Annotated in this window: 20 protein-coding genes; 1 reads left to right on the top strand and 19 read right to left on the bottom strand. The window is 50.0% G+C overall.

What is annotated here, in order from left to right:
- The 4 genes from priA to gmk are packed head-to-tail and all read right to left on the bottom strand — an operon-like array spanning position 1 to position 4427.
- Positions 1-2325, bottom strand: coding sequence for a primosomal protein N' (priA, locus tag KNO76_RS01280; protein WP_214881637.1), 2325 nt, complete (start codon positions 2323-2325; stop codon positions 1-3).
- On the bottom strand, positions 2322-3512 hold the full coding sequence (gene coaBC / locus KNO76_RS01285; RefSeq protein WP_214702266.1) for a bifunctional phosphopantothenoylcysteine decarboxylase/phosphopantothenate--cysteine ligase CoaBC: 1191 nt from the start codon (positions 3510-3512) through the stop codon (positions 2322-2324). Before coaBC ends, priA begins: the two co-directional genes overlap by 4 nt.
- A gap of 58 nt (positions 3513-3570) precedes the next feature.
- Complete coding sequence (gene rpoZ, locus KNO76_RS01290; RefSeq protein ID WP_026826295.1) at positions 3571-3780, bottom strand: DNA-directed RNA polymerase subunit omega; 210 nt, start codon at positions 3778-3780, stop codon at positions 3571-3573.
- The gene (gene gmk, locus KNO76_RS01295) at positions 3780-4427 is read right to left on the bottom strand and encodes a guanylate kinase (RefSeq protein ID WP_214702267.1); all 648 of its coding nucleotides are present in this window, start codon (positions 4425-4427) and stop codon (positions 3780-3782) included. The genes rpoZ and gmk overlap by 1 nt, the downstream gene beginning before the upstream one ends.
- A gap of 131 nt (positions 4428-4558) precedes the next feature.
- Here gmk and KNO76_RS01300 point away from each other — a divergent pair, with 131 nt between their 5' ends.
- Positions 4559-6250, top strand: coding sequence for an Rqc2 family fibronectin-binding protein (locus KNO76_RS01300; protein ID WP_214881640.1), 1692 nt, complete (start codon positions 4559-4561; stop codon positions 6248-6250).
- Positions 6251-6491: 241 nt separating this feature from the next.
- On the opposite strand, the gene KNO76_RS01305 is transcribed toward KNO76_RS01300, so the two are convergent.
- The 15 genes from KNO76_RS01305 to lspA all read right to left on the bottom strand — a co-directional run bounded on the left by KNO76_RS01305 (position 6492) and on the right by lspA (position 21670).
- Positions 6492-6788, bottom strand: a complete 297-nt coding sequence (locus KNO76_RS01305) for a hypothetical protein (RefSeq protein WP_214881643.1) — start codon at positions 6786-6788, stop codon at positions 6492-6494.
- A gap of 43 nt (positions 6789-6831) precedes the next feature.
- Positions 6832-7770 (bottom strand): FUSC family protein, encoded by a 939-nt coding sequence (locus tag KNO76_RS01310; RefSeq protein WP_214881646.1) that lies wholly within the window; start codon positions 7768-7770, stop codon positions 6832-6834.
- Positions 7767-8597 (bottom strand): hypothetical protein, encoded by an 831-nt coding sequence (locus KNO76_RS01315; RefSeq protein ID WP_214797870.1) that lies wholly within the window; start codon positions 8595-8597, stop codon positions 7767-7769. Before KNO76_RS01315 ends, KNO76_RS01310 begins: the two co-directional genes overlap by 4 nt.
- Before the next feature lie 89 nt (positions 8598-8686).
- Positions 8687-9313 (bottom strand): orotate phosphoribosyltransferase, encoded by a 627-nt coding sequence (pyrE, locus tag KNO76_RS01320; protein ID WP_026826300.1) that lies wholly within the window; start codon positions 9311-9313, stop codon positions 8687-8689.
- Positions 9297-10001, bottom strand: a complete 705-nt coding sequence (gene pyrF / locus KNO76_RS01325; RefSeq protein ID WP_214881649.1) for an orotidine-5'-phosphate decarboxylase — start codon at positions 9999-10001, stop codon at positions 9297-9299. The genes pyrE and pyrF overlap by 17 nt, the downstream gene beginning before the upstream one ends.
- A complete protein-coding gene (locus tag KNO76_RS01330; RefSeq protein ID WP_214881652.1) occupies positions 9976-10902 on the bottom strand; it encodes a dihydroorotate dehydrogenase in 927 nt (308 codons plus the stop codon). The genes pyrF and KNO76_RS01330 overlap by 26 nt, the downstream gene beginning before the upstream one ends.
- Positions 10899-11618 (bottom strand): dihydroorotate dehydrogenase electron transfer subunit, encoded by a 720-nt coding sequence (locus KNO76_RS01335; RefSeq protein WP_214881655.1) that lies wholly within the window; start codon positions 11616-11618, stop codon positions 10899-10901. Before KNO76_RS01335 ends, KNO76_RS01330 begins: the two co-directional genes overlap by 4 nt.
- The gene (gene carB, locus KNO76_RS01340) at positions 11615-14818 is read right to left on the bottom strand and encodes a carbamoyl-phosphate synthase large subunit (RefSeq protein WP_214881671.1); all 3204 of its coding nucleotides are present in this window, start codon (positions 14816-14818) and stop codon (positions 11615-11617) included. Before carB ends, KNO76_RS01335 begins: the two co-directional genes overlap by 4 nt.
- A 1-nt stretch (position 14819) precedes the next feature.
- On the bottom strand, positions 14820-15902 hold the full coding sequence (locus tag KNO76_RS01345; RefSeq protein WP_214881674.1) for a carbamoyl phosphate synthase small subunit: 1083 nt from the start codon (positions 15900-15902) through the stop codon (positions 14820-14822).
- Positions 15880-17160, bottom strand: coding sequence for a dihydroorotase (locus tag KNO76_RS01350; protein ID WP_214881677.1), 1281 nt, complete (start codon positions 17158-17160; stop codon positions 15880-15882). The genes KNO76_RS01345 and KNO76_RS01350 overlap by 23 nt, the downstream gene beginning before the upstream one ends.
- A complete protein-coding gene (locus KNO76_RS01355; protein WP_214881680.1) occupies positions 17157-18071 on the bottom strand; it encodes an aspartate carbamoyltransferase catalytic subunit in 915 nt (304 codons plus the stop codon). Before KNO76_RS01355 ends, KNO76_RS01350 begins: the two co-directional genes overlap by 4 nt.
- A 127-nt stretch (positions 18072-18198) precedes the next feature.
- Entirely contained in the window at positions 18199-19503 is a 1305-nt protein-coding gene (locus KNO76_RS01360) for a uracil-xanthine permease family protein (protein ID WP_214881683.1), read from the bottom strand.
- A 48-nt stretch (positions 19504-19551) separates the two neighbouring features.
- Entirely contained in the window at positions 19552-20085 is a 534-nt protein-coding gene (gene pyrR / locus KNO76_RS01365; RefSeq protein ID WP_026826309.1) for a bifunctional pyr operon transcriptional regulator/uracil phosphoribosyltransferase PyrR, read from the bottom strand.
- Positions 20086-20285: 200 nt separating this feature from the next.
- Positions 20286-21197, bottom strand: a complete 912-nt coding sequence (locus KNO76_RS01370; RefSeq protein WP_214881686.1) for an RluA family pseudouridine synthase — start codon at positions 21195-21197, stop codon at positions 20286-20288.
- Positions 21197-21670, bottom strand: a complete 474-nt coding sequence (gene lspA, locus KNO76_RS01375; RefSeq protein ID WP_026826311.1) for a signal peptidase II — start codon at positions 21668-21670, stop codon at positions 21197-21199. Before lspA ends, KNO76_RS01370 begins: the two co-directional genes overlap by 1 nt.
- Positions 21671-21695 lie beyond the last annotated feature (25 nt).

Below are 21695 nucleotides of genomic sequence, written 5' to 3' on the forward strand. Positions count from 1 at the left end.
TCACATGAATACGTATGGGTTCACATCGATACTCATTTGATATTCTTTCTTACTGATCGCTTTTGCTCTCGCTTGCTGTAATCGTGCCAGCTCCACATAGAGCGCTTCGGGTTGCTTCGTTTTTATAAACACTTGATAGCGATACGCGTTCTTCAGCTTTGACAAAGGCGCAGGCATTGGACCGTTCAAGCGGCTGTTTTCCACTTGCGCTTGTAAAAAGTCGGATGCGAACAATTCCGCCTCATTCTTGGCGACAAGCGGATTTTCCGCCGAAAACGTGACGAGCGTCAAAAACCAATACGGAGGATGATTTCCGACTTGCCTTAGACCCATCTCTTTGGCAAAAAACGACTCATAATCATGTTCACTCGCTGTTTCAATAACATAATGGTCAGGATTATACGTTTGGACGAATGCTTCACCTGGAAGTTTTCCCCGTCCCGCACGTCCTGCCACTTGTGTGACGAGCTGGAAGGTACGTTCGGTCGCCCGAAAATCAGGCATTCCGAGCGTCGCATCCGCTGCGAGCACCCCGACGAGTGTGACGTTCGGGAAGTCGAGTCCTTTTGCGATCATCTGCGTGCCGAGTAAAATATCAGCCTCTCCTTCTTCGAAACGGCGCAACAATTGCTCATGTGAACCTTTTCGTGACGTCGTATCTTGATCCATACGAATGATGCGCGCCTCTGGAATTCGGTTCAGTAATTCTGTCTCGATTTTTTGAGTGCCTGACCCGAACTGTTTGATTTTCTTACTGCTACATGACGGACACGTCGATGGCATACCTACCTCGTAGCCGCAATAATGACACTTCAACCGGTCTCCATGTTGATGATACGTTAAATTGACGGCGCAATGCGGACATGTCATCCCTTCTCCACAATCACGGCACATGACGAATGTAGTAAACCCGCGACGATTTAGCAAAATAACGCACTGCTCTTTTTTCTCGATTCGGTCGAGGATGCCGTTAAACAATTCTTCCGAGAACATTGTCGTATTGCCCTTGGCCAGCTCACGACGCATATCGATGATGTGGACCGGCGGCATCTCGCCACCATACCGCTCTTTCAAATGTAAATAGCGGTAGACACCTTTTTGTGCTCTAGCATACGATTCAAGTGATGGGGTCGCACTGCCTAATACGACCGGACACCCATGATACCGCGCCCGCCAAATGGCGACATCACGCGCATGATAGCGCGGATTCTCTTCTTGCTTGTACGTCGTCTCGTGCTCTTCATCTAATATGATCAGACCAAGTCGGTCGAGCGGGGCAAAGATGGCAGAACGTGCGCCGACGACGACGTCGACTTCACGACGTTTGATTTTTCGCCACTCATCATACTTCTCACCTTTTGAAAGTGCACTGTGTAACACTGCGACCCGGTCACCGAACCGTCGCTTAAACCGTTTCACCATCATCGGGGTCAAGCTGATCTCAGGGACGAGTAAGATCGCCTGTTTCCCTTCATCGATGACTTGTCCGATTGATTCTAAATAGACCTCAGTCTTCCCACTCCCCGTCACACCATGGACGAGAAGTGTCTCGCCCGCGTCCGCCTCATGGATGGCCTGGACCGCTCTCGCCTGACTGTCATTTAATTGGACCGTTTCTTTGACTTGTTCAATCGTCGCGTACGGATCACGATTCAATTCTACCTCGGTCAATCGAACTGCACCTAAGTCCGCGAGCTTTTGTAGCTGCGGACGGGTCAATCCGATTTGTCGAAGCGCGGACCAATACATACGAGGAGTCTCTTCAAGCTGACGGATTGCCTCGAGTTGCTTTTTCGCACGTTTCGAGACGACAGTCGAATCGAGTAGCTCGACAAGGACATCGGTTTTGACCGTTTTCTTTTCTTTCAAGACAGGTGCAAGAGTCAATTTCCCCTTTTTAGCTAGCCCGAGGATGAGCGATTGTACGTCTTTCGGATATTCAGACAGATGCGTTCCTAAACGGACACCGTCTGGGACCTGACCTTCTTTGATTTCTTTGTCATAGCTGACCTTGAGCGCAGCCGGGAGCATCGCAAGAAGAGCGGATGACCGAAAGCAAAGCGTCGTCTCTTTCACATGGATTGACAGGTCGAGTAATTCTTCCGTGAGTGAGGATTCCTCATCTAACAAGGCTTCTAACGGTTTCAATCCTTCTCTCGTCCCGTCTGACATTCCGACGACGATTCCGAGTAAACGTCGTGACCCGAACGGAACCGATACACGCATACCTGGTTCAATCAACGTCTCAAACTGTTCGGGTACTTCATAATCAAACGGGCGATCAATCGTGATCACCGGCGCATCGACATGAACATGTGCAATCATCGGACCGCTTCCTTAAAATATGTGAGCAACTCGAAGGCCAACTCTTTTTTCGATTGTTTCGGCAACTTAAGAATCGATCCGTCCCCGCTAAACAAGACGACCTCATTGTCGTCCGCACCGAATCCGATGTCACTGCCAGATACATCGTTAGCAACGAGGAAATCGACATTCTTTCGCTTCAGTTTGGCTGCCGCATGCTCCTCAAGTCGTTCCGTCTCTGCCGCAAAGCCGACCAACACTTGATGGGTCTTCTGTTCACCAAGTGTCTTTAAAATGTCTGTCGTTTCTTCAAGTTCGATTGTGAGCGGACCGTGAACCTTTTTATGTTTTTCTGAATAAACATTTTTCGGGCGATAGTCCGCGACCGCTGCCGACTTCACAACGAGGTCGAGCAACTCGAAGCGGCTCGTCACTTCTCGAAGCATCTCTTCACTCGACTCGACCGGAATGGCCTTCACACCGTCTGGGACCGGGACTTGAAGAGGACCGTGGACGAGTGTGACGCGGGCGCCCATGTCACGTGCCACTTCAGCGAGCGCTACACCCATTTTTCCAGATGAGTCGTTTGATAAGTAACGGACCGGATCGATGCGTTCGACAGTTGGACCAGCCGTGATCAATACTTCTTTCCCCATATATAGTTTCGGAACGAACTGACTCTCGATGATGCGAACCAAATCTTCAGGTTCAGGTAGACGTCCACCGCCAATCCAACCACATGCCAAATTGCCGACGCCGGGCTCAATCAACTGATAGCCGTATGATTTCAACGTCTCGATGTTTCGCTGCGTCGCAGGATGTTCGAGCATATTCACATTCATCGCCGGTGAGACGATAACTGGACACTTCGCCGCCAAAATCGACGTCGTGATGAAGTCGTCGGCAATCCCGTTCGCTAATTTCGCAATGGTGTTTGCCGTTGCTGGAGCCACGACGATCAAGTCGCTCGAGTCGACCACATCGATATGGGCAATTTTTGTCGGGTCATGTTCTTCGAATACGTCCGTATAGACCGGGTTTCGACTGAGTGCCTGGAAGGTCGCCTGACCCACGAATTGTTCTGCTGACTTTGTCATCGCGACGTGAACATTCGCTCCGGCTTGAACCAATTTCGATGTGAGCGAACACGCTTTATAAGCCGCGATGCCACCACTCACACATAACAAAATAGTACGATCCTTCACCATTCCCAAACTCCCCCTTATAGACAATGAGACCCAAGTCGCAAACGACTTGGGTCACACTTCATCCGTTGTTTTTTTCGTTCACGATGATTGTCGTATCACCCGAAAATAGTTCTTCTAACGCTTGACCGACCGGCTTATATGATTTTGGCTCGGCGACTTTCGGTGCTTTTCCATCTTGAATCTGACGCGCCCGTTTTGCAGCGACCGTAACGATCGTGTATTTTGACGGGATAACACGTTGTAAGGCATCAATCGAAGGGTATAACATTAAATGACCTCCATCATAGCTTTTTTATAGAGTGACGCAACACGTTCACGTTTACAATGCTCAGCTGTCACGATCGCTTTAATTCGATCGATGGCTTTGTCGACCTCGTCGTTCGTGACGACGTAGTCATAGGCATCCATCAACTCGATTTCCTCACGCGCGACGAGCAGGCGTTGCTTGATGACTTCTTCTGACTCTGTTCCCCGTCCGATGAGACGATTACGGAGCTCTTGAAGGCTAGGTGGTGCCAAGAATAAAAAGACGGCTTCCGGGAGAAGTTCCTTCACTTGGAACGCCCCTTGCACCTCAATTTCAAGAATGACATCTTGGCCGTTTTCGAGCGTTTCACGCACCCACTCTACAGGCGTCCCGTAATAGTTGCCGACAAATTCGGCATGTTCAAGCAGTTCTTTTTGTTCGATCATCCGTTCGAACTCTTCTCTCGATTTAAAAAAGTAATGTATTCCCTCAACTTCCCCTTCACGTGGCTTTCGAGTCGTAGCCGACACCGAATATTTAAGGTTGTTGTCCTCTTCCTCACGAAGAGCACGACAAACGGTTCCTTTACCGACACCGCTTGGTCCAGACAAAACGATTAATAATCCTCGTTCTTTAAAATTCACTGCAAGCCCTCCATCTTCTAACATCACATTTAATTATAATAGCAGTCAATCAATTGTTCCGGCAAGAAGAAGTTCGGATTTCCTACTCCATCGTACCATATTTTCTGTTTTTCTGATAACGTAGAGACAGAAAATGAACAAAGGTGATGAGATCATTGGCTTATGATGGATTAATGACATATCGTGTCGTAAAAGAATTACAATCGCTCGTCGGAGGACGAGTCAACAAAGTACATCAACCGTATTCACTCGACTTGATGCTACAGATTCGCTCGAATCGACAGAACGCGCAACTACTCATATCAGCAAACGCAATGTATGCCCGTCTCCAATTGACGGATACACCGATTAAAAATCCGCAAGAACCACCGATGTTTTGCATGATGCTTCGTAAGCATATAGAAGGCGGATTCATCACGGCGGTCGAACAAATCGGACGGGACCGCGTCATCGTCATTTCGGTTCACTCTCGTAATGAGCTCGGCGATGAAGAATCGAAGAAAATATACATCGAACTGATGGGGCGCCACTCGAACGTCGTCTTGACGACGGAAGAGGGCAAGATTTTAGATGCAATCAAACATCTTCCCCCTTCACAAAATACGTACCGGACAATCATGCCAGGAAGTGACTATCTACTCCCGCCTGAACAAAACAAGTTTGATCCGTTGACAGAAATGACGGAAGGATTGAAGCGCATCGATTGGAATGCCGGTAAGTTGGATAAACAAATTGTCGCCACGTTCGCAGGCGTCAGCCCTCAAATCGCTCAAGAAGTCGTCCATCTCACGAAGATGCCGAACCGTGATTCCTTGCAGCAAGCGTTCGAGAACGTTCTACGTCAACTCGACGGACCATACGTCTTTCAACAACTCGTGAGTGGAAAAGAACGATTCGCTCCGATTGCGTTGACAGCTGGAGACATCGAAACCGAGGAAACGTATGAATCGAGTAAAGAAGTGCTCGACCGTTTCTACTATGAAAAGGCGAACCGGGACCGCGTCAGACAACAAGCGCACGATGTCGAACGTCTCTTAAAATCAGAACTCGAAAAGAATCAATTGAAACGCCGCCGCCTCTTGGATGATTTGAAAGCGACGGAGCGAGCGGATGAGTTACAAAAATACGGTGAGTTGTTGACGACATATCTGTTCCAATTGGAGAAAGGGATGCGTGTTGCCGAAGTCGTTGATTATTATGACGAGAATGGTGCGACCCTCTCGATTCCGCTCAACCCGCTCAAAACACCGAACGAGAATGCTCAGCAGTACTATAAAAAGTACAACAAGCTAAAAATCGCAAAGGTGGAAGTACAGAAGCAACTCGAACTAAACGATGCGGAAATCGAGTATTTAGAGACGCTCATCGCACAACTCGACGTCGCCTCCCCTTCCGACATTCTTGAGATTCGTGAAGAGCTCACTGAAGAAGGATACATTCGTCAAAAACGTCAAAAGAAAAAAGCGAATCCGAAAATTTCGCTTGAAGCGTACACGTCATCGACCGGCACGGAATTTTATGTCGGGAAGAACAATACGCAAAACGACCATTTGACGTTCAAGTTCGCACGACGTGATGAAATTTGGCTACACGTTAAAGATATCCCGGGCTCACACGTCATCATCCGTTCGATGGAACCGGATGAGACGACGCTTCTTGAAGCCGCATCAGTCGCCGCTTATTTCTCGAAAGCTCGTGCGTCAAGCGGCGTCCCTGTCGATTATACGCGCGCCCGCTTCGTGAAAAAACCGAGCGGTGCAAAACCAGGATTCGTCATCTATACGGATCAACAGACCGTCTACGTGACACCAGATGAACAAGTGATGAAGTCACTGAAACAGTCGTAAACAAGAAAACCCGCCATGATGATGGCGGGCCCAGACTATAAACAAAGTATAGGTGTTATGCCCAATCCGAACACGGCTCGCTTTCCTAGGGGCAAGCAGGGAGCCGCATCGCGACTGCGTCACTGCTGGTCTCCCTTTGCTTGCTATTCCCTCAGGAGTCTCGCCTGCCCGTTCTTGGTCACCTTTTATCCTTCGTCCCATATAATGGTGTGATAAGAACACACAGGGGCGGATCAAATGATCAACAAGTCGACACGATCCATCCTTCGCGGTCTGACGAACGGAACGGATGTTGAATAGCGGCCCGAGGCGGATGATCTCGGGGTCGATGACGGGCGGGCTCGACGTCTAGCTTCCCTTCCCCCTGATACATCGATTCGAAGTAAGTATCGAGCTTTTTCTTCTGCCGTCGTGGCCTTAGAAAAGACAAACGGCCGCCAGATGACGACCGTTTGCGTTGCTCGCCCGACGGAGCCCCGACTCCTACAGTAAGCGTGGGCGCCGGAAGGACGAGTTCGAACATGTTATTTGTCAACAAGCTGGACCCGTCATCATCATGGCGGGTCTTCTACGTATAGAGTTCAGATTTTCGGATCATGCTTAAACGCCTCGAGCTGTTCATGATAATCGAGCAAATGCCCATGTAAAATTTCTGAAACGGATAAATCTTCATGTGGAAGTTTGAAGAGCGAATAGGGCTTGTCACATGTATATAGAATATCGTGATGGTGTGCCAGTAAATATAAAAATTCGGATTCGAACGCTTGTCGTTCTTCCTCACTCATCATTAAAAGCGCTTCTCGATGTTCGGCTAAACTTTCTAGTAACAATACGAGTTTGTCTTCAAGGTGAATCAATAATCGGTACTGTTTAATCGTCATATATTTCAATTTAACGTTCGTCACTTTCATATCCTCTTGAAGCATCATATGCAACTCTTGATGCCCTAGAATACGGGCTCGCGTCTCCAATAGTTCAGCCGGTGAGCCGACGAGTTCGCGCCAATGATGAAACAGGAAGGATGAAGTCTTTCGTACCTCATTTAATAACCGATCTTCATAACGAGGCGGCAAAAACGCATAGTTGACGCCAAGTGAGACGAACACTCCGACTGCCGTCAATAACGAACGCGTCCATGCGTAATGAAAGAAATCAGAAGTCGGACTTTCGAGCATCATGACGATGGCAAATGCCGCATATGTCGACATATGTGTCTTATCAAACGTCGTATTGAGCGTGAGGGCCACGATAACGGCCAATCCGATTGATAGCGGATTGACGCCGAATAAGTAAACGATAAAGAGTCCGCACATGAGACCGACTACCGTTCCAAAGATTCGGCTGAATACAATATTTGAGGAACGTTTGACCGTCGGTTGCATCGCAACAACGGCTGCGATGGCCCCCATTCCAGAATAAATTCCAAATACATACCATGAGATAGCGACGGTAATCGAAACGGCAATACCAGTCTTTAACGTACGAAGCCCGACTTTCGGGATGTATCGTTTTCCATTCATTTCAAATCGACCTTCCCTGTTTCAGAAATCAACTCCACGACTGGTCGATTCGAGGTAGACAATTGATAGACACCCGGCTCGACTTCCTCATAACGGTCGCTGCTTGTAACCTTCCCCGCTGTCGTCACGTTCACTTGCCCGGTCGCATGTTTTGGCGTATAACTGAGCGTTCCCGCTTCCGTTTGAATGGTCATCGCCTGATTGACGACGACGTCACTGACGGTCGCATGGCGATAAGAACGAATGACCCCGCTCACGAGCCTTGCCGACTCGATCGTCGTATCACTTTTTGATTCGATTCGCAGACGGTCGCTATCGATTTGTTTCAAATTCACCGCATTCGCATCCATCACAATCGTCTTCGCATTCAATCCTTGTCCGGTCACTTGCTCAGCCTCAAGGTGAACAGATGTCATAGAGCTCGGTAACGAGACACGTATCTTGTAGCGTGAAGGTTCATCACTCGCACGGCTACCGACATAACTGAACCATCCATATCTCTCGACAACGTAAATGGTATCTCCGACTGATTTGACTTTGATTCGTCGTTCTTTTGAGTTCGTTTGCATCACTTCAATCTGAACTTTTTCATTTGGACTTCGCACAAATTCGACGTTGCCATGATTCGTTTCGAGTCGCAACTTTTTCATTTGATATCGGTCTTCGTATTGGTCTCCTAACGCTAATAAATGGCTGAATACAAATAAATTCACGAAAAACAGCGTTGGGATGATGGTCAAGACAAGACCGAAGGCGATTTTACGGTGTTTCGGAATCGCACGAAACCGTGCGCTCCATGTCTTCTCTTTGCTTCTTGAATACGCCATATGCCTCTCCTTTTTGAATCACTTCCGTTATTTTACCATGAAGTATGACATATGCCGAATCGAAAAAGAATCCGCCCGAGGGTGGATTCTTAAGAGGTGACCAAATCGCTCCAAGCACGGGGGTCTTGCTGCCACTCACGTAAAGAATTAAGTTCCGAACGGTTGAGGATTCCTTTCGTTTCTGCAACTTCAATTAATTCTGAGAATGTCGTCAATGACTCGGCAGAAAGGTTTGCCGCGGCTAGATTTTTTTCGAGAATCGGCAATTCGTAAGAGAAGATGGCTTGAATCCCAACGACCTTACTACCCGCTTCAAGAATCGCTTTCGCTGCATCGATACTTGACATCCCTGTCGACAACAAGTCCTCGATGACGAGCACGCGTGCGCCTATATCGAGTTTCCCCTCGATTTGATTTCCCTTTCCATGTCCTTTCGCACTCGAACGAACATAGATGAAAGGAAGACCAAGTCGGTCAGCGAGCAATGCCCCGTGAGGAATACCGGCCGTAGCTGTGCCTGCGATGACATCAACCTGTGTAGGGGTAATCGACTTCACCAACTTATCGATGATCACCTGACGAACTTCAGGATAACTGAGTGTCAACCGATTGTCGCAATAAATCGGACTCTTTAGCCCGCTCGACCATGTATATGGCTCGGTCGGCGAAAGTGTGACAGCTTCAATCTGTAATAGTGCTTCAGCAATTTGTTTCATACGTTTGTCCCCATTCCATCATGAATTGTTCGTACATGGTAACCGGATCGGTCGCACGTGTAATCGGTCGCCCGACGACAATCGAGTGGACACCAGCCAGCCTAGCTTCACTCGGTGTCGCGACCCGTACTTGATCATCATCGGTTTCACCGAGTCGGATACCTGGCGTGACGGTCATAAACGCGTCCCCGAGTTCCTGATGAATCATCTTCGCTTCTTGGACAGACGCGACTACCCCGTCGAGTTCAGCCTGTTTGGCGAGGGTCGCTTGGCGGATGACAGCTTGATCGAGTCGTCCTGCGATTCCTAGTTCCGTCTGCATCATTCGTTCATCTGTCGACGTCAATTGTGTCACCCCAATCAAACGAGTCGTATCACTTGCCTGGCGTAACCCGTCTAACGCATAACGCATCATCTTTTCGCCACCTAGTGTGTGGACGTTCGTCACAGCCACCCCAAGTTTTCCGATTTGACACATCGTACGACGTGCCGTCTCCGGGATATCATGTACTTTCACATCAAGAAAGACCGGGTAACCGCGGTCGACCAACTCTTCCACAAATCGTGCGCCTTCCCGATAGAAAAGTTCCATCCCGACTTTGACAGCCGGTCGGTTCGGGAACGGTTGTAACAAGTGAAATGCTTCTTCTCGTGTCTCCACGTCAAGGGCGAGATACAAGTTGTGCATAAGCCTTCCCCCTCACATCCAAAATATGTTCGATTCCGAGTGCATCAAGTCGTGCCGGTAGCGCATCAATGATTTCCTGACAGACGTATGGATTCTCAAAGTTTGCCGTTCCGACCGCGACGGCTGACGCCCCAGCGTAGATGAATTCAAGCACATCGTCGACCGTTCGAACCCCACCCATGGCGATAATCGGAATATTGACCGCTTGCGCGACCTCATATACCATTCGGACGGCTACCGGTTTGATGGCTGGACCGGATAATCCGCCGATTCGGTTCGCTAAAATCGGTCGCCCCGTTTCGATATCGATTCGCATCCCGACGAGCGTGTTAATCATCGTCAATCCGTCCGCACCGGCCGCCTCGACCGCTCGTGCCATGTCGGTAATCGACGTGACGTTCGGGGACAGCTTGACATAGACCGGCTTACTCGAAGCCGCTTTGACGAGTTTTGTGAGTTCTGCAGCCATCACCGGGTCCGTCCCAAACTGCATGCCCCCACATTTCACGTTCGGACACGAGATGTTCAATTCGACCGCTTTAATGGTCGGGTCTGCACTGATTCGACGAGCGACTTCTACATACTCACCCGGCGTCGAACCGGCGACATTGGCGATGATTTCCGTATCGAACGTCGAGAGGAATGGCAATTTCTCTTCGATGATTGCATCGACGCCTGGATTTTGAAGACCGATCGCATTGAGCATGCCTTGTGCAGTCTCGGCGACACGTGGGGTCGGATTTCCGAACCTCGATTCCTCCGTCGCTGCCTTAATCATGATGCCTCCTAAGATGGAGAGATCATACAGTTTTGCAAACTCTTCACCGAATCCGAAACATCCCGAAGCCGGAATGATCGGGTTTTTTAAATGAAGACCTGGTAACTCGACATTCAATCTCATAACAGCACCTCTTCCGCATTGAATACCGGACCGTCACTACAGACTTTCACATAACCCTCCGGTGCCTGACAGACGCAGGCAAAACAGGCGCCAATCCCGCAGCCCATCCGATTCTCAATCGAGATAAATCGTTCAGGAATGGGTGAAACGGCGACTGCCTTTAACATGGCTTCCGGCCCACAACTAAACAACACGTCCGCTTCGACGCGTGCAAGTGGTCTCGTGACGAATCCAGGCTCCCCGTGACTGCCGTCTACTGTCGTGATGATGGTCTCACCAAGTTCACGAAATGCGTCTTCATAAAAGACACTTTCTTGTGAATCAAACCCGAGAATCGCAATCGTCTCGATCCCCATATCATGTAGTCGACGTCTGACGTAGTATAGGGGTGGGACCCCAATGCCACCACCGACGAGGACGACCCGCTTTCCATGTTGTGCAAGTGGAAATCCGTTTCCGAGTGGACCAAGAACGTCCAACGTGTCCCCAACACGCTTAGCAGCTAATTCAGATGTTCCTTCCCCAATCACTTTATATATGAAGGTGATTTCGTCTCCTTCGACGTTCGCCACTGACAACGGCCGACGTAACAAGCCGGACGTCTTGATATGAAAGAACGTCCCAGGGGCGATCTCCACCCCGGGGCAATGTACTTTCATCTCCATCGTCGCTCTGGCGATTTGACGGTTGCTGACAATTGTCACGTCACGTTTCATACCATCACCCCGAACTTTGTGAACGCCGGAATGCTGACCGTTTGGAACGATAGACTTTCAATGACTTGTAACAAGGCTTCGGCTGTATCGAGCGATGTGAGGCAGAGCGTGCCTTGTTCTGCAGCCATACGCCGAATCAAGAAGCCATCTTTTGTGACGAAGGCATCACGACTCGTCGTATTGATAATCAAGTCGACGTCTCCTCGCTCGATCACGCTGAGCATCGTCTCACCATCTTCTTGAATTTTGCCGACTCGACGAACACGCATCTGTTCCGCTTCGAGACCGTCTGCCGTCCCACTCGTTGCCATGAGGCGGAAACCGAGACGGTCGAAACGTTTCGCCAAGGCGATGGCCTCATCCTTATCATGATCGGCAATCGTCATGAGGACGTTCCCTTTCAAGGCGATGTTCATCCCTGCTGCGACGAGCCCTTTGTAGAGCGCTTTTTCGAGCGTCCGGTCTGTCGCCATAACTTCCCCTGTCGACTTCATCTCTGGTCCGAGCGATGGGTCTACCTCTTTCAATTTCGCAAACGAGAAGACTGGTACTTTGACCGAGATACCGTCTGACTCTGGATGAATGCCCGTCCCGAGACCGAGTTCTTTCAAGCTCGTCCCAAGAATCGTCTGAGTCGCGATTCGTGCGACCGGTAAACCTGTCACTTTCGAGATGAACGGCACGGTACGACTCGCACGTGGGTTCACCTCGATGACGTATAGGTCGTCCGCATAGACGAACTGGATATTGAGAAGCCCTTTGATTCGGAATGCTTTCGCCAATTTGATCGTATAGTCGACGACTTTTTGCTTCAATTCGCCACTGAGACGTTGTGGCGGATAGACGGCAATCGAATCGCCCGAGTGTACGCCGGCACGTTCGATATGCTCCATGATCCCCGGGATGTAGACGTCCGTCCCGTCACAGATCGCATCGACTTCAATCTCAATTCCTGTCAAATAGCGATCGATGAGTACCGGTCGATCTTTCGAGGCGATGACCGCATGTCGCATGTACCGCTCAAGCTCAGACTGTTCATAAACGATTTCCATCGCCCGTCCACCGAGGACATACGATGGTCGGACGAGTACCGGATAGCCGAGTTCATTCGCACAAACGACGGCCTCTTCCACATTTGTCGCTGTCTTCCCTGGTGGTTGAGCCAATCGCTCAGCGGACAATGTGGCTTCAAACGCCTTCCGGTCTTCGGCACGGTCGATATCTTCCAGAGCCGTCCCAAGAATCTTTACGCCGTTCGCTTCTAGCGATGCCGCCAAATTGATGGCAGTCTGCCCACCGAATTGGACGATGACACCAAGAGGATTCTCGTTCTCGATGACCTCTAATACATCTTCTGTCGTCAACGGCTCGAAATACAATCGATCGGAGATGGAGAAGTCCGTCGAGACCGTTTCTGGATTGTTGTTGATGATGATTGCTTCGTAACCCGCATCTCGAATTGTTTGGATCGAGTGAACGGTCGCATAGTCGAATTCGACACCTTGACCGATTCGAATCGGTCCCGACCCGAGGACGAGGATGGACTCCCGGTCTGTCTTGACCGCTTCATTCTCCACTTCATACGTTCCATAGAAGTATGGCGTCTCAGAAGCGAACTCGGCCGCGCACGTATCGACCATCTTATAGACGGGACGTATGTTCCATTCTTTCCGTTTCGTGCGAACCGCTTCTGTATCCATCGAGAGCATGCGGGCGATTGCCACATCACTGAATCCGAGGCGTTTCACATCGAATAAACGTTCTGACGTTAACGGCTCCGCGACGAGTTGTTGCTCAACTTGCCAAATCCGACTCAGTTTGTGTAAGTAGAATCGATCGATTTTTGTCAGTTGGTGTAGCGCTTCTACCGTGTATCCGCGACGAAGGGCCTCATATACGATGAACAAACGCTCGTCTGTCGGATGGATGAGTCCATTCTCGAGCTGTTCTGTGTCTAATGCTTGAAGTTGTGGAACATAGAGTTCTTCCGTGCCCAGTTCGAGCGAACGTACCGCTTTTAACAGTGCCTCTTCTAAATTTCGACCGATGGCCATGACCTCACCCGTCGCCTTCATTTGTGTGCCTAAGCGGCGATCCGCGGACTCAAACTTATCGAAAGCGAAACGTGGGATTTTGGCGACGACGTAATCGAGCGCCGGTTCGAACGAGGCGTAGCTCGTCTCTGTGACCGGGTTTTTCAATTCTGATAACTTGTAGCCGACAGCGACCTTTGCAGCGAGTTTGGCAATCGGATAGCCTGTCGCTTTTGAAGCGAGCGCCGAACTTCGGGAAACACGTGGATTCACCTCGATGACGTAGTACGTGAAGCTGTCTGGGTCGAGGGCGAATTGGATGTTGCATCCTCCCTCAATCCCAAGTGCCCGAATGATGTCGAGCGAGACGCTACGTAGCATCTGGTAATCCCGATCTGACAGCGTCTGAGTCGGGGCGAACACAATCGAGTCACCGGTGTGGATTCCGACCGGGTCAAAGTTTTCCATCGCACAGACGATGATGGCTTGGTCACTCGAGTCACGCATCACCTCGAACTCGACTTCTTTCATCCCGGCAATCGATTTCTCTAACAAGACTTGCGTCACAGGACTCGCTTTTAGTCCAGATTCGACGATTTGCTCGAACGATTCCCGGTCATGGGCAATCCCTCCACCGGTTCCCCCGAGCGTGTACGCAGGTCGGATGATGATCGGATACCCAATCCGTTCCGCAAATCCCCAAGCAGACTCGAGCGTATGGACGATCTCACTTTCAGGTACACCGTGACCGAGTTCAAACATCAAGTTACGGAACTGTTCCCGGTCCTCCGCCTGAACGATCGCAGACAGTTTCGTCCCGAGAAGTTCCACGCCACAATCACGTAAGACACCCCGTTTGTCGAGTTCAAATGCCAAGTTCAAACCTGTTTGTCCTCCTAGCGTCGCCAGAAGTGCATCGGGACGTTCTTGCCGGATAATCCGCTCGACGAATTCTGGTTCGAGCGGTTCGATGTAGACACGGTCCGCTGTCGTCGGATCCGTCATGATTGTTGCAGGATTCGAGTTGACGAGAATGACTTCATAGCCTTCTTCTTTCAAGGCAAGACATGCCTGTGTACCAGCATAATCAAACTCCGCTGCTTGTCCGATTACAATCGGTCCTGATCCGATTACGAGGATTTTCTGAATATCTGGTCGTTTTGGCATGTCAAATTCCCACTTTCTGTTTGTTTTCTTGTACGAGTTGCATGAAACGGTCAAACAAGTCGTTGGCGTCGTACGGTCCCGGTGCTGCCTCGGGATGGTACTGTACCGAGAACGTCGGATGGTGGAGGTGTCTCACCCCTTCAATCGTTCCATCGTTGACCGCACGATGTGTCACGATGAGCGGTGTATCGAGTAGTGACGTTTCCTCTACCGCATATCCATGATTTTGTGACGTGATGGTCACGGCACCTGTCTCGAGCTCAAGTACCGGATGGTTCGCGCCACGGTGTCCGAACGGAAGCTTGAACGTGTCCGCCCCGTTTGCGAGAGCGATCAGCTGGTGACCGAGACAAATCCCGAACATCGGAGTCGTCGGCATGAGTTGTTCGATGAGTGGTAGTGCCGTCGGAACATCTTTTGGATTTCCAGGTCCGTTCGACAACATGATACCGTCCGGCTCATACCGCAATACGTCTTCTGCCGTCACGTCGTGCGGGAAGACGATGACCTCACACTCTCGCTTCATCAGTTCACGCATGATACCGAGTTTCGCCCCGAAGTCGATCAAGGCGATGCGAGGACCAGTTCCCGTACTCACATACGTCCGTTTCGTCGATACGCGTGCCACCTGATCTGTTGGAGAAACTTCATCAAATCGAGCCCGTACCTCGTCCCAAGTCAACTCTCCATCGATGAGGACGCCGCGCATGACCCCTTTTGCACGTAAATGACGTGTCAACATCCGTGTATCGATATCCGATAGTCCTGGAATGCCGAAGCGGGTAAGTGTCGCTTCGAGTGTCGCCGTTGAACGAAAGTTCGATGGCGTATCGCACGCCTCTTTCACGATTAGTGCTTTTGCCATCGGTACCGTCGTTTCAAAATCCTCACGATTGACGCCATAGTTCCCGATCAGTGGGTTCGTAAGAACAATCATTTGGTCGCAGTACGATGGGTCCGATAAGATTTCTTGGTAACCTGTCATCCCTGTCTGGAAGACGACTTCCCCCATCGTATCCGCCGGTGCCCCGAATCCTTTACCGACAAATGCCATGCCATCCTCAAGCCATAATGTTCGTTTCATCAAATCGCCCCTTATATACAATTTCGCCGCCGACCATCGTCATGACTGGCCACCCGACAAGCTCTCTCCCCGCGAACGGTGTATTCTTTCCTTTTGAATAAAAAGTAGTGGGATCGACCACACGCGTCGTTTCCGTGTCGATGAGAACCATGTCCGCGTCCGCCCCCACCTGAAGTTCCCCACTCGATAAGCCGAATACGTCACTCGGACGTTTCGTCATCCAGTCGAGCAACTGATGCTCTTCCATGACCCCGGTTTTTACAAACGTCGTGTAAAGAAGTGGAAGTGCTGTTTCGAAACCGGTAATGCCAAACGGAGCCCGCTCCATCCCTTGTGTTTTTTCTTCAGCTGTATGGGGAGCATGGTCCGTTGCGATCATGTCAATCGTCCCGTCGAATAATCCTTCGATGAGGGCTTGTCGATCATCCTCGCTTCGGAGCGGTGGATTCATCTTGAAGTTTGCATCGAGACCTGGGATATCGTCTTCGCTCAAGACGAGATGATGGGGCGTCACTTCGGCGGTCACTTTGATGCCTGCCCGTTTCGCATCCCGGATGACACGGACCGATTGCCGCGATGAGACGTGACAGACGTGATAGTGACACCCTGTCTCTTCAGCAATCAAAACGTCGCGAGCGATATGAATGCTTTCGGCGAGGCTCGGAATCCCTTGAATGCCATGCACCTCACTGAATTTTCCTTCGTGGACCGCGCCCGCTTTAAGCGTATTGTCCTCACAGTGAGCGACAATTGCTTTGTTCAATCGTTTCGCTTCACGCATCGCTTCACGCATCATCGCTGCTGATTGGACGCCGACCCCGTCATCTGTGAAAGCAAACGCATCTGCGAGCGATTCCATGTCGACTTGTTCTTCACCGAGCTGTCGTTTCGTGATGGCGGCGTATGGAAGGACACGGACGACCGCATCCTGTTCAATCTTTTGAAGGAGAACATCCATCGTCTCGCGATTGTCTGGAACCGGTCGCGTATTCGGCATCGAGCAGATGGTCGTGAAACCACCTGCCGCAGCAGCCAGCGTCCCTGTCTTGATCGTCTCTTTCGCTTCGCCTCCTGGTTCTCTTAAATGAACATGCACATCGACAAGTCCTGGAGCGAGCAAATAGCCCGATGCATCGACGATTTCTTGTCCCGTCGTCTCCCCTTTATAGTCAAGTGATTTAATCTTTCCGTCTTTCACTTGAATGGCTGTCGTACGCTTCGTTCCCTTGTCATACCATGTCGCGTGTTGAAGTATCATTGTTGTCCTCCTAATGCTCGATTTAAGATGCTCATACGGGCGTATACCCCATTCTTCATTTGCGGGAAGATGCGTGACCGTTCATGTTCGATCAGACTGCCCGCAATCTCGACATCCCGATTGAACGGTGCCGGATGCATGATGATGGCACCTTCTTTCATTCGTTCGATTCGTTCGACTGTCAAGCCGTAACGCGTGTGGTACTCTTCTTTTGAAAAGATGTCACCCATAATGTGGCGCTCGTGCTGGACACGGAGCAGCATGATGACATCACTTTCACCTAAGACATCATCAAGCTCTTTTCGCTCCAAACCCATCGAATCGTCCCACCAGGAAGCCGGACTACATCCGACCACATTTGCCCCGAGGCGATTCAGAACACTTGCATTCGAGCGAGCGACACGACTGTGAACGAGGTCTCCACAGATGGCGACGTTCAATCCTTGAAACGTTCTGAACTCTTCAAAGATGGTGACGAGATCGAGTAACGATTGGGATGGGTGTTCGCCACTGCCATCACCCCCATTCAGTACCGGGATGTTCAATTTCTCAACGAGTTCATGATAGTACCCCGCTTCCGGGTGTCTGATGACGAGCGCGTCTACTCCGATTGCTTCAAGCGTCTTGCATGTGTCATACAATGTTTCACCTTTTGTGACAGATGACGTCGTCACATCGAACGGAATCTCTTGCATGTTCAAATGTCGCTCGGCCATTTGAAACGAGTTTTTCGTCCGGGTCGAGTTTTCAAAGAACAAGTTTGCGACCGTCTTTCCGTCAAATAGTGGCGGAAGATCACCTTGCTTGTAGCGCAACGACTCTTCAATCATGCCCATGATTTCATCGAGAGAAAGTGTGTCTAAGCTAACGAAATGTTTGACTGGTTTGACATTGGTTTGCATCGTATTCATGTTCGTCTCCTCCTTTTGTAGAGGCAAAGAGAAAAGGCGTCTCTTCACCGAGTGAAGGGACGCCTTTACTTGAGCAGAGTACGCCCAAATAAACGAGCCTTCACTTTGCCGACCTCACGGGATCGATTTAAAAGTTACTTGCTTGTTTCGTTTCTTCAGTTGTGTTGACTTCGACAATCGAATCGTCTCCTTCTTTCGGTAAAATGACGTTTAAGAGAATCCCGACGACTGTCGCGAGCGCCATTCCTTGTACAGGGAAGCTGCCAAGTTGTACCATTGCCCCGCCTAGACCGATGACGAGGATGACCGATGAGATAATCAAGTTGCGTTTCTCCGCCAAGTCAACTTTACTTTCCACCATCGTGCGCAGTCCGTTTGAGGCGATAACTCCGAACAAGAGGATCGAGATGCCCCCTTTTACCGGATTCGGGATGGTCGAGATGAACGCTTCAACGTGACCGAGGAATCCGAAGCTGATGGCCATGAGCGCCGCTCCTGCGATGACATACACACTGTACACCCGTGTGATCGCCATGACACCGTTGTTTTCCCCATACGTCGTACACGGTGGACCACCAAGCGCAGAAGCGACTGCCTTCCCTACCCCATCACCTAGTAATGTCCGGTGGAGACCCGGATCTTTCATCGTCTCTCGTCCAATGATTTTTGAGGTGACCATTTGATCTCCGATATGCTCCGTCATCGTGACGAGTGCGACGGGTACAATGGCGAGGAGTGCACCGACTTGCCACATCGGCATATAGTCGACGAACACCATTGTGAAGTCAGGAAGTTGGAACAAGCTAGCTTGTTGGATTGGTGAGTAGTCGATGATTCCGAACGCAGCGGCGATGGCATACCCTCCAACGATTCCGAATAGAATCGGAACCGCTCCCCAAACACCTTTCAATTTCGTCATGGCGAGCATCGTGATCCCAAGTGTAAGTAGTGCAATCATCATGAATGTGCCATTGTATGCATCATTTTGATTCATCGACATGTCGATGGCGACTGGTGCGAGCGAGAGCCCGATGACCATGATGACCGGTCCGACAACGACCGGTGGAAGCAATCGAAGCAACCAATTGACACCTGTTTTATAGATGATCAACGAAACAACACCGTATACGGAACCGGCAACGATGCCGCCGAACAGTGCGGCTTCGACACCCCATTGCTGACTGACCGCAATGATTGGCGCGATGTAGGCAAAACTCGAACCGAGATATGTCGGGACTTTGAAGCGAGTAATCGCTAAGAATGAGAGCGTGGCCACTCCGGAAGCGACGAGGGCGACCGATGTATTTAATCCCGTGAGGATTGGGACTAAAATCGTCGCTCCGAACATGGCGAAGACGTGTTGAAGGCTGAATAACAGCCATTGCGGAAAGTGAGCTGGACGCTCGTGGATGTGTAGAACGGGTTGTTTCATATTGAATTTCTCCTTCCTGGCCTCTCTGGACCACCTTAAAGGTATGATTTATTGCTGGTTGATTGTGACTTCATCTGCCGTGTCGACTTCACTGAGCCGGACGACGACTTGCTCGGATTTGGATGTAGGAACGTTCTTCCCAATAAAATCAGGTCGAATCGGAAGTTCCCGATGTCCCCGGTCAATCAAAACCGCGAGCTGGATATAATCCGGGCGACCGTGGTCGACGAGCGCGTCCATTGCGGCACGAACCGTACGACCGGTATAAAGCACATCGTCGACGAGGACGACAGTCTTTCCATTGATGTCATGTGGCAGTTCTGTTGCTTTCACTTCCGGATCTAACGACTTTTTCGATAAGTCATCGCGATAAAGAGTGATGTCGAGATTCCCTAGTGCGACCGGTTTACCTTCAATCTCCTCGATGCGACGGGCAAGCCGATCGGCGAGTGTCTCCCCTCTCGTCTTAATCCCAACGAGAACGATATCATCGATTCCTTTGTTACGCTCGATGATTTCATGGGCGATTCGCGTCAAGGCGCGACGGATGGCTGACTCATCTAAAATAACTGATTGTTTCACGTGATTCCTCCTTTCATGCTTCATTCAAAAAAGAAGACTCCCTTGTCCGGCTGGAAAGGGAGTCTTCATCAAAAACGGCAGTCTGATGCCAGGCTTGAATTGACGTAAATATGACCTCGGTCACAATCCTTTCACAGCCTCTCTGGACTGGGTTTAAAGGTGTTATGCTTCCTAGACTATAAATCGGAACGGGATAGAAGTCAACGAGTTTTCTCGATTTTATCTAACTTTGCGAGTTCCGCTTTAAAGTCTTCAGGGAGTGGCGCCTCAAATTCCATCCATTGTTTTGTTCGAGGATGGTAAAAACCGAGTGTCGCCGCATGCAATGCTTGACCCCCTAAATCGATTGTACGACGCGGTCCATACTTCGGGTCTCCCGCGAGCGAATGACCGATATAGCGCATATGCACACGAATTTGGTGCGTACGACCTGTCTCAAGCTTACATTCGACGAGGGTAAAGTCTTTATAGCGTTCGAGCAAACGGAAATGTGTAACGGCTTCTTTTGCGTTCCGGTCCGTCACCGTCATACGCTGACGATCATTCGTATCGCGTCCAATCGGCGCTTCAATTGTCCCAAGTTCATGGACGAGTTCACCATGGACGAGCGCGATATATTCACGTTTGATCGTCTTGTCTTTCAATTGACTCGCAAGTGACTCGTGAGCCAAGTCATTTTTGGCGACCATGAGGAGTCCTGTCGTATCCTTATCAATTCGGTGTACGATTCCCGGACGCTTCACACCATTGATACCTGATAGGTCATCACAATGTCCAAGAAGGGCGTTGACGAGCGTTCCGGACGTGTGACCGGCTGCAGGGTGAACGACCATCCCTCGTGGCTTATTGACGACGATGACGTCTTCGTCTTCATATACGATATCAAGTGAAATTTGTTCAGGCAACACTTCTAGTTCTACCGCTTCCGGTATGTTCACTTCAATCTCATCGCCCAATTGGAGCTTATAGTTCGGTTTGACGGCAGTACCATTAACGAGTAATACCCCTGTCTTTATCCATTCTTGTACTTGCGAGCGTGACCATTCTCCACGGTCACTTACCCACTTATCAATCCTTGCCTTTCCATCGGCGACAAAAGTATAGGATTCCATTACGATTGTCCCCTTTCTTTGTGTAATTTTTCTTCAAATAAAATACCAATAACCATCAAAATGACACCGAACGTGAGCGCCATATCAGCCACGTTAAAAATCGGGAAGTTGTAGCCGAACGGATACGTGTCGACAAAATCGACGACTTCGCCACGAAACAAGCGATCGATAAAGTTACCGATGGCACCGGCCAACAATAATCCGACGCTATATCCAAGAAGTTGATACCCGTTCACCTCTTTGTGTAAGAAGTATACCAAACCGGCGACGACGAGAATCGTGATGATGAAGAAAAACACCATCTGTCCTTCTAACATCCCCCAAGCCGCTCCCTTATTGCGATAAGAAGTCCAATACAACAAATTCGGGATGACCTCAATTGATTGACCAATCGTCATCGTCTGTACAACGACCCATTTCGTTAGTTGGTCGAGCAAAATTAAGATGAAGGCCAATCCATAATATCGTTTCATATACGTCTCCTTTCAAGCCGTTAAG

Origin of the sequence: Exiguobacterium sp. s101, from assembly GCF_018617835.1 — a bacterium.
Classification (GTDB): Bacteria; Bacillota; Bacilli; order Exiguobacteriales; family Exiguobacteriaceae; genus Exiguobacterium; species Exiguobacterium marinum.

Excerpts from the sequence above, each read along its gene's own strand:
- KNO76_RS01355 (WP_214881680.1), bottom strand. The coding sequence starts at position 18,071 with ATGAATACGATGCAAACCAATGTCAAACCAGTCAAACATTTCGTTAGC.
- carB (WP_214881671.1), bottom strand. The coding sequence starts at position 14,818 with ATGCCAAAACGACCAGATATTCAGAAAATCCTCGTAATCGGATCAGGA.
- gmk (WP_214702267.1), bottom strand. The coding sequence starts at position 4,427 with ATGTTAGAAGATGGAGGGCTTGCAGTGAATTTTAAAGAACGAGGATTA.
- rpoZ (WP_026826295.1), bottom strand. The coding sequence starts at position 3,780 with ATGTTATACCCTTCGATTGATGCCTTACAACGTGTTATCCCGTCAAAA.
- KNO76_RS01315 (WP_214797870.1), bottom strand. The coding sequence starts at position 8,597 with ATGGCGTATTCAAGAAGCAAAGAGAAGACATGGAGCGCACGGTTTCGT.
- lspA (WP_026826311.1), bottom strand. The coding sequence starts at position 21,670 with ATGAAACGATATTATGGATTGGCCTTCATCTTAATTTTGCTCGACCAA.
- priA (WP_214881637.1), bottom strand. The coding sequence starts at position 2,325 with ATGATTGCACATGTTCATGTCGATGCGCCGGTGATCACGATTGATCGC.
- KNO76_RS01360 (WP_214881683.1), bottom strand. The coding sequence starts at position 19,503 with ATGAAACAACCCGTTCTACACATCCACGAGCGTCCAGCTCACTTTCCG.
- KNO76_RS01345 (WP_214881674.1), bottom strand. The coding sequence starts at position 15,902 with ATGAAACGAACATTATGGCTTGAGGATGGCATGGCATTTGTCGGTAAA.
- KNO76_RS01350 (WP_214881677.1), bottom strand. The coding sequence starts at position 17,160 with ATGATACTTCAACACGCGACATGGTATGACAAGGGAACGAAGCGTACG.
- coaBC (WP_214702266.1), bottom strand. The coding sequence starts at position 3,512 with ATGGTGAAGGATCGTACTATTTTGTTATGTGTGAGTGGTGGCATCGCG.
- KNO76_RS01335 (WP_214881655.1), bottom strand. The coding sequence starts at position 11,618 with ATGAAACGTGACGTGACAATTGTCAGCAACCGTCAAATCGCCAGAGCG.
- pyrE (WP_026826300.1), bottom strand. The coding sequence starts at position 9,313 with ATGAAACAAATTGCTGAAGCACTATTACAGATTGAAGCTGTCACACTT.
- pyrF (WP_214881649.1), bottom strand. The coding sequence starts at position 10,001 with ATGCACAACTTGTATCTCGCCCTTGACGTGGAGACACGAGAAGAAGCA.
- KNO76_RS01370 (WP_214881686.1), bottom strand. The coding sequence starts at position 21,197 with ATGGAATCCTATACTTTTGTCGCCGATGGAAAGGCAAGGATTGATAAG.
- KNO76_RS01330 (WP_214881652.1), bottom strand. The coding sequence starts at position 10,902 with ATGAGATTGAATGTCGAGTTACCAGGTCTTCATTTAAAAAACCCGATC.
- KNO76_RS01310 (WP_214881646.1), bottom strand. The coding sequence starts at position 7,770 with ATGAATGGAAAACGATACATCCCGAAAGTCGGGCTTCGTACGTTAAAG.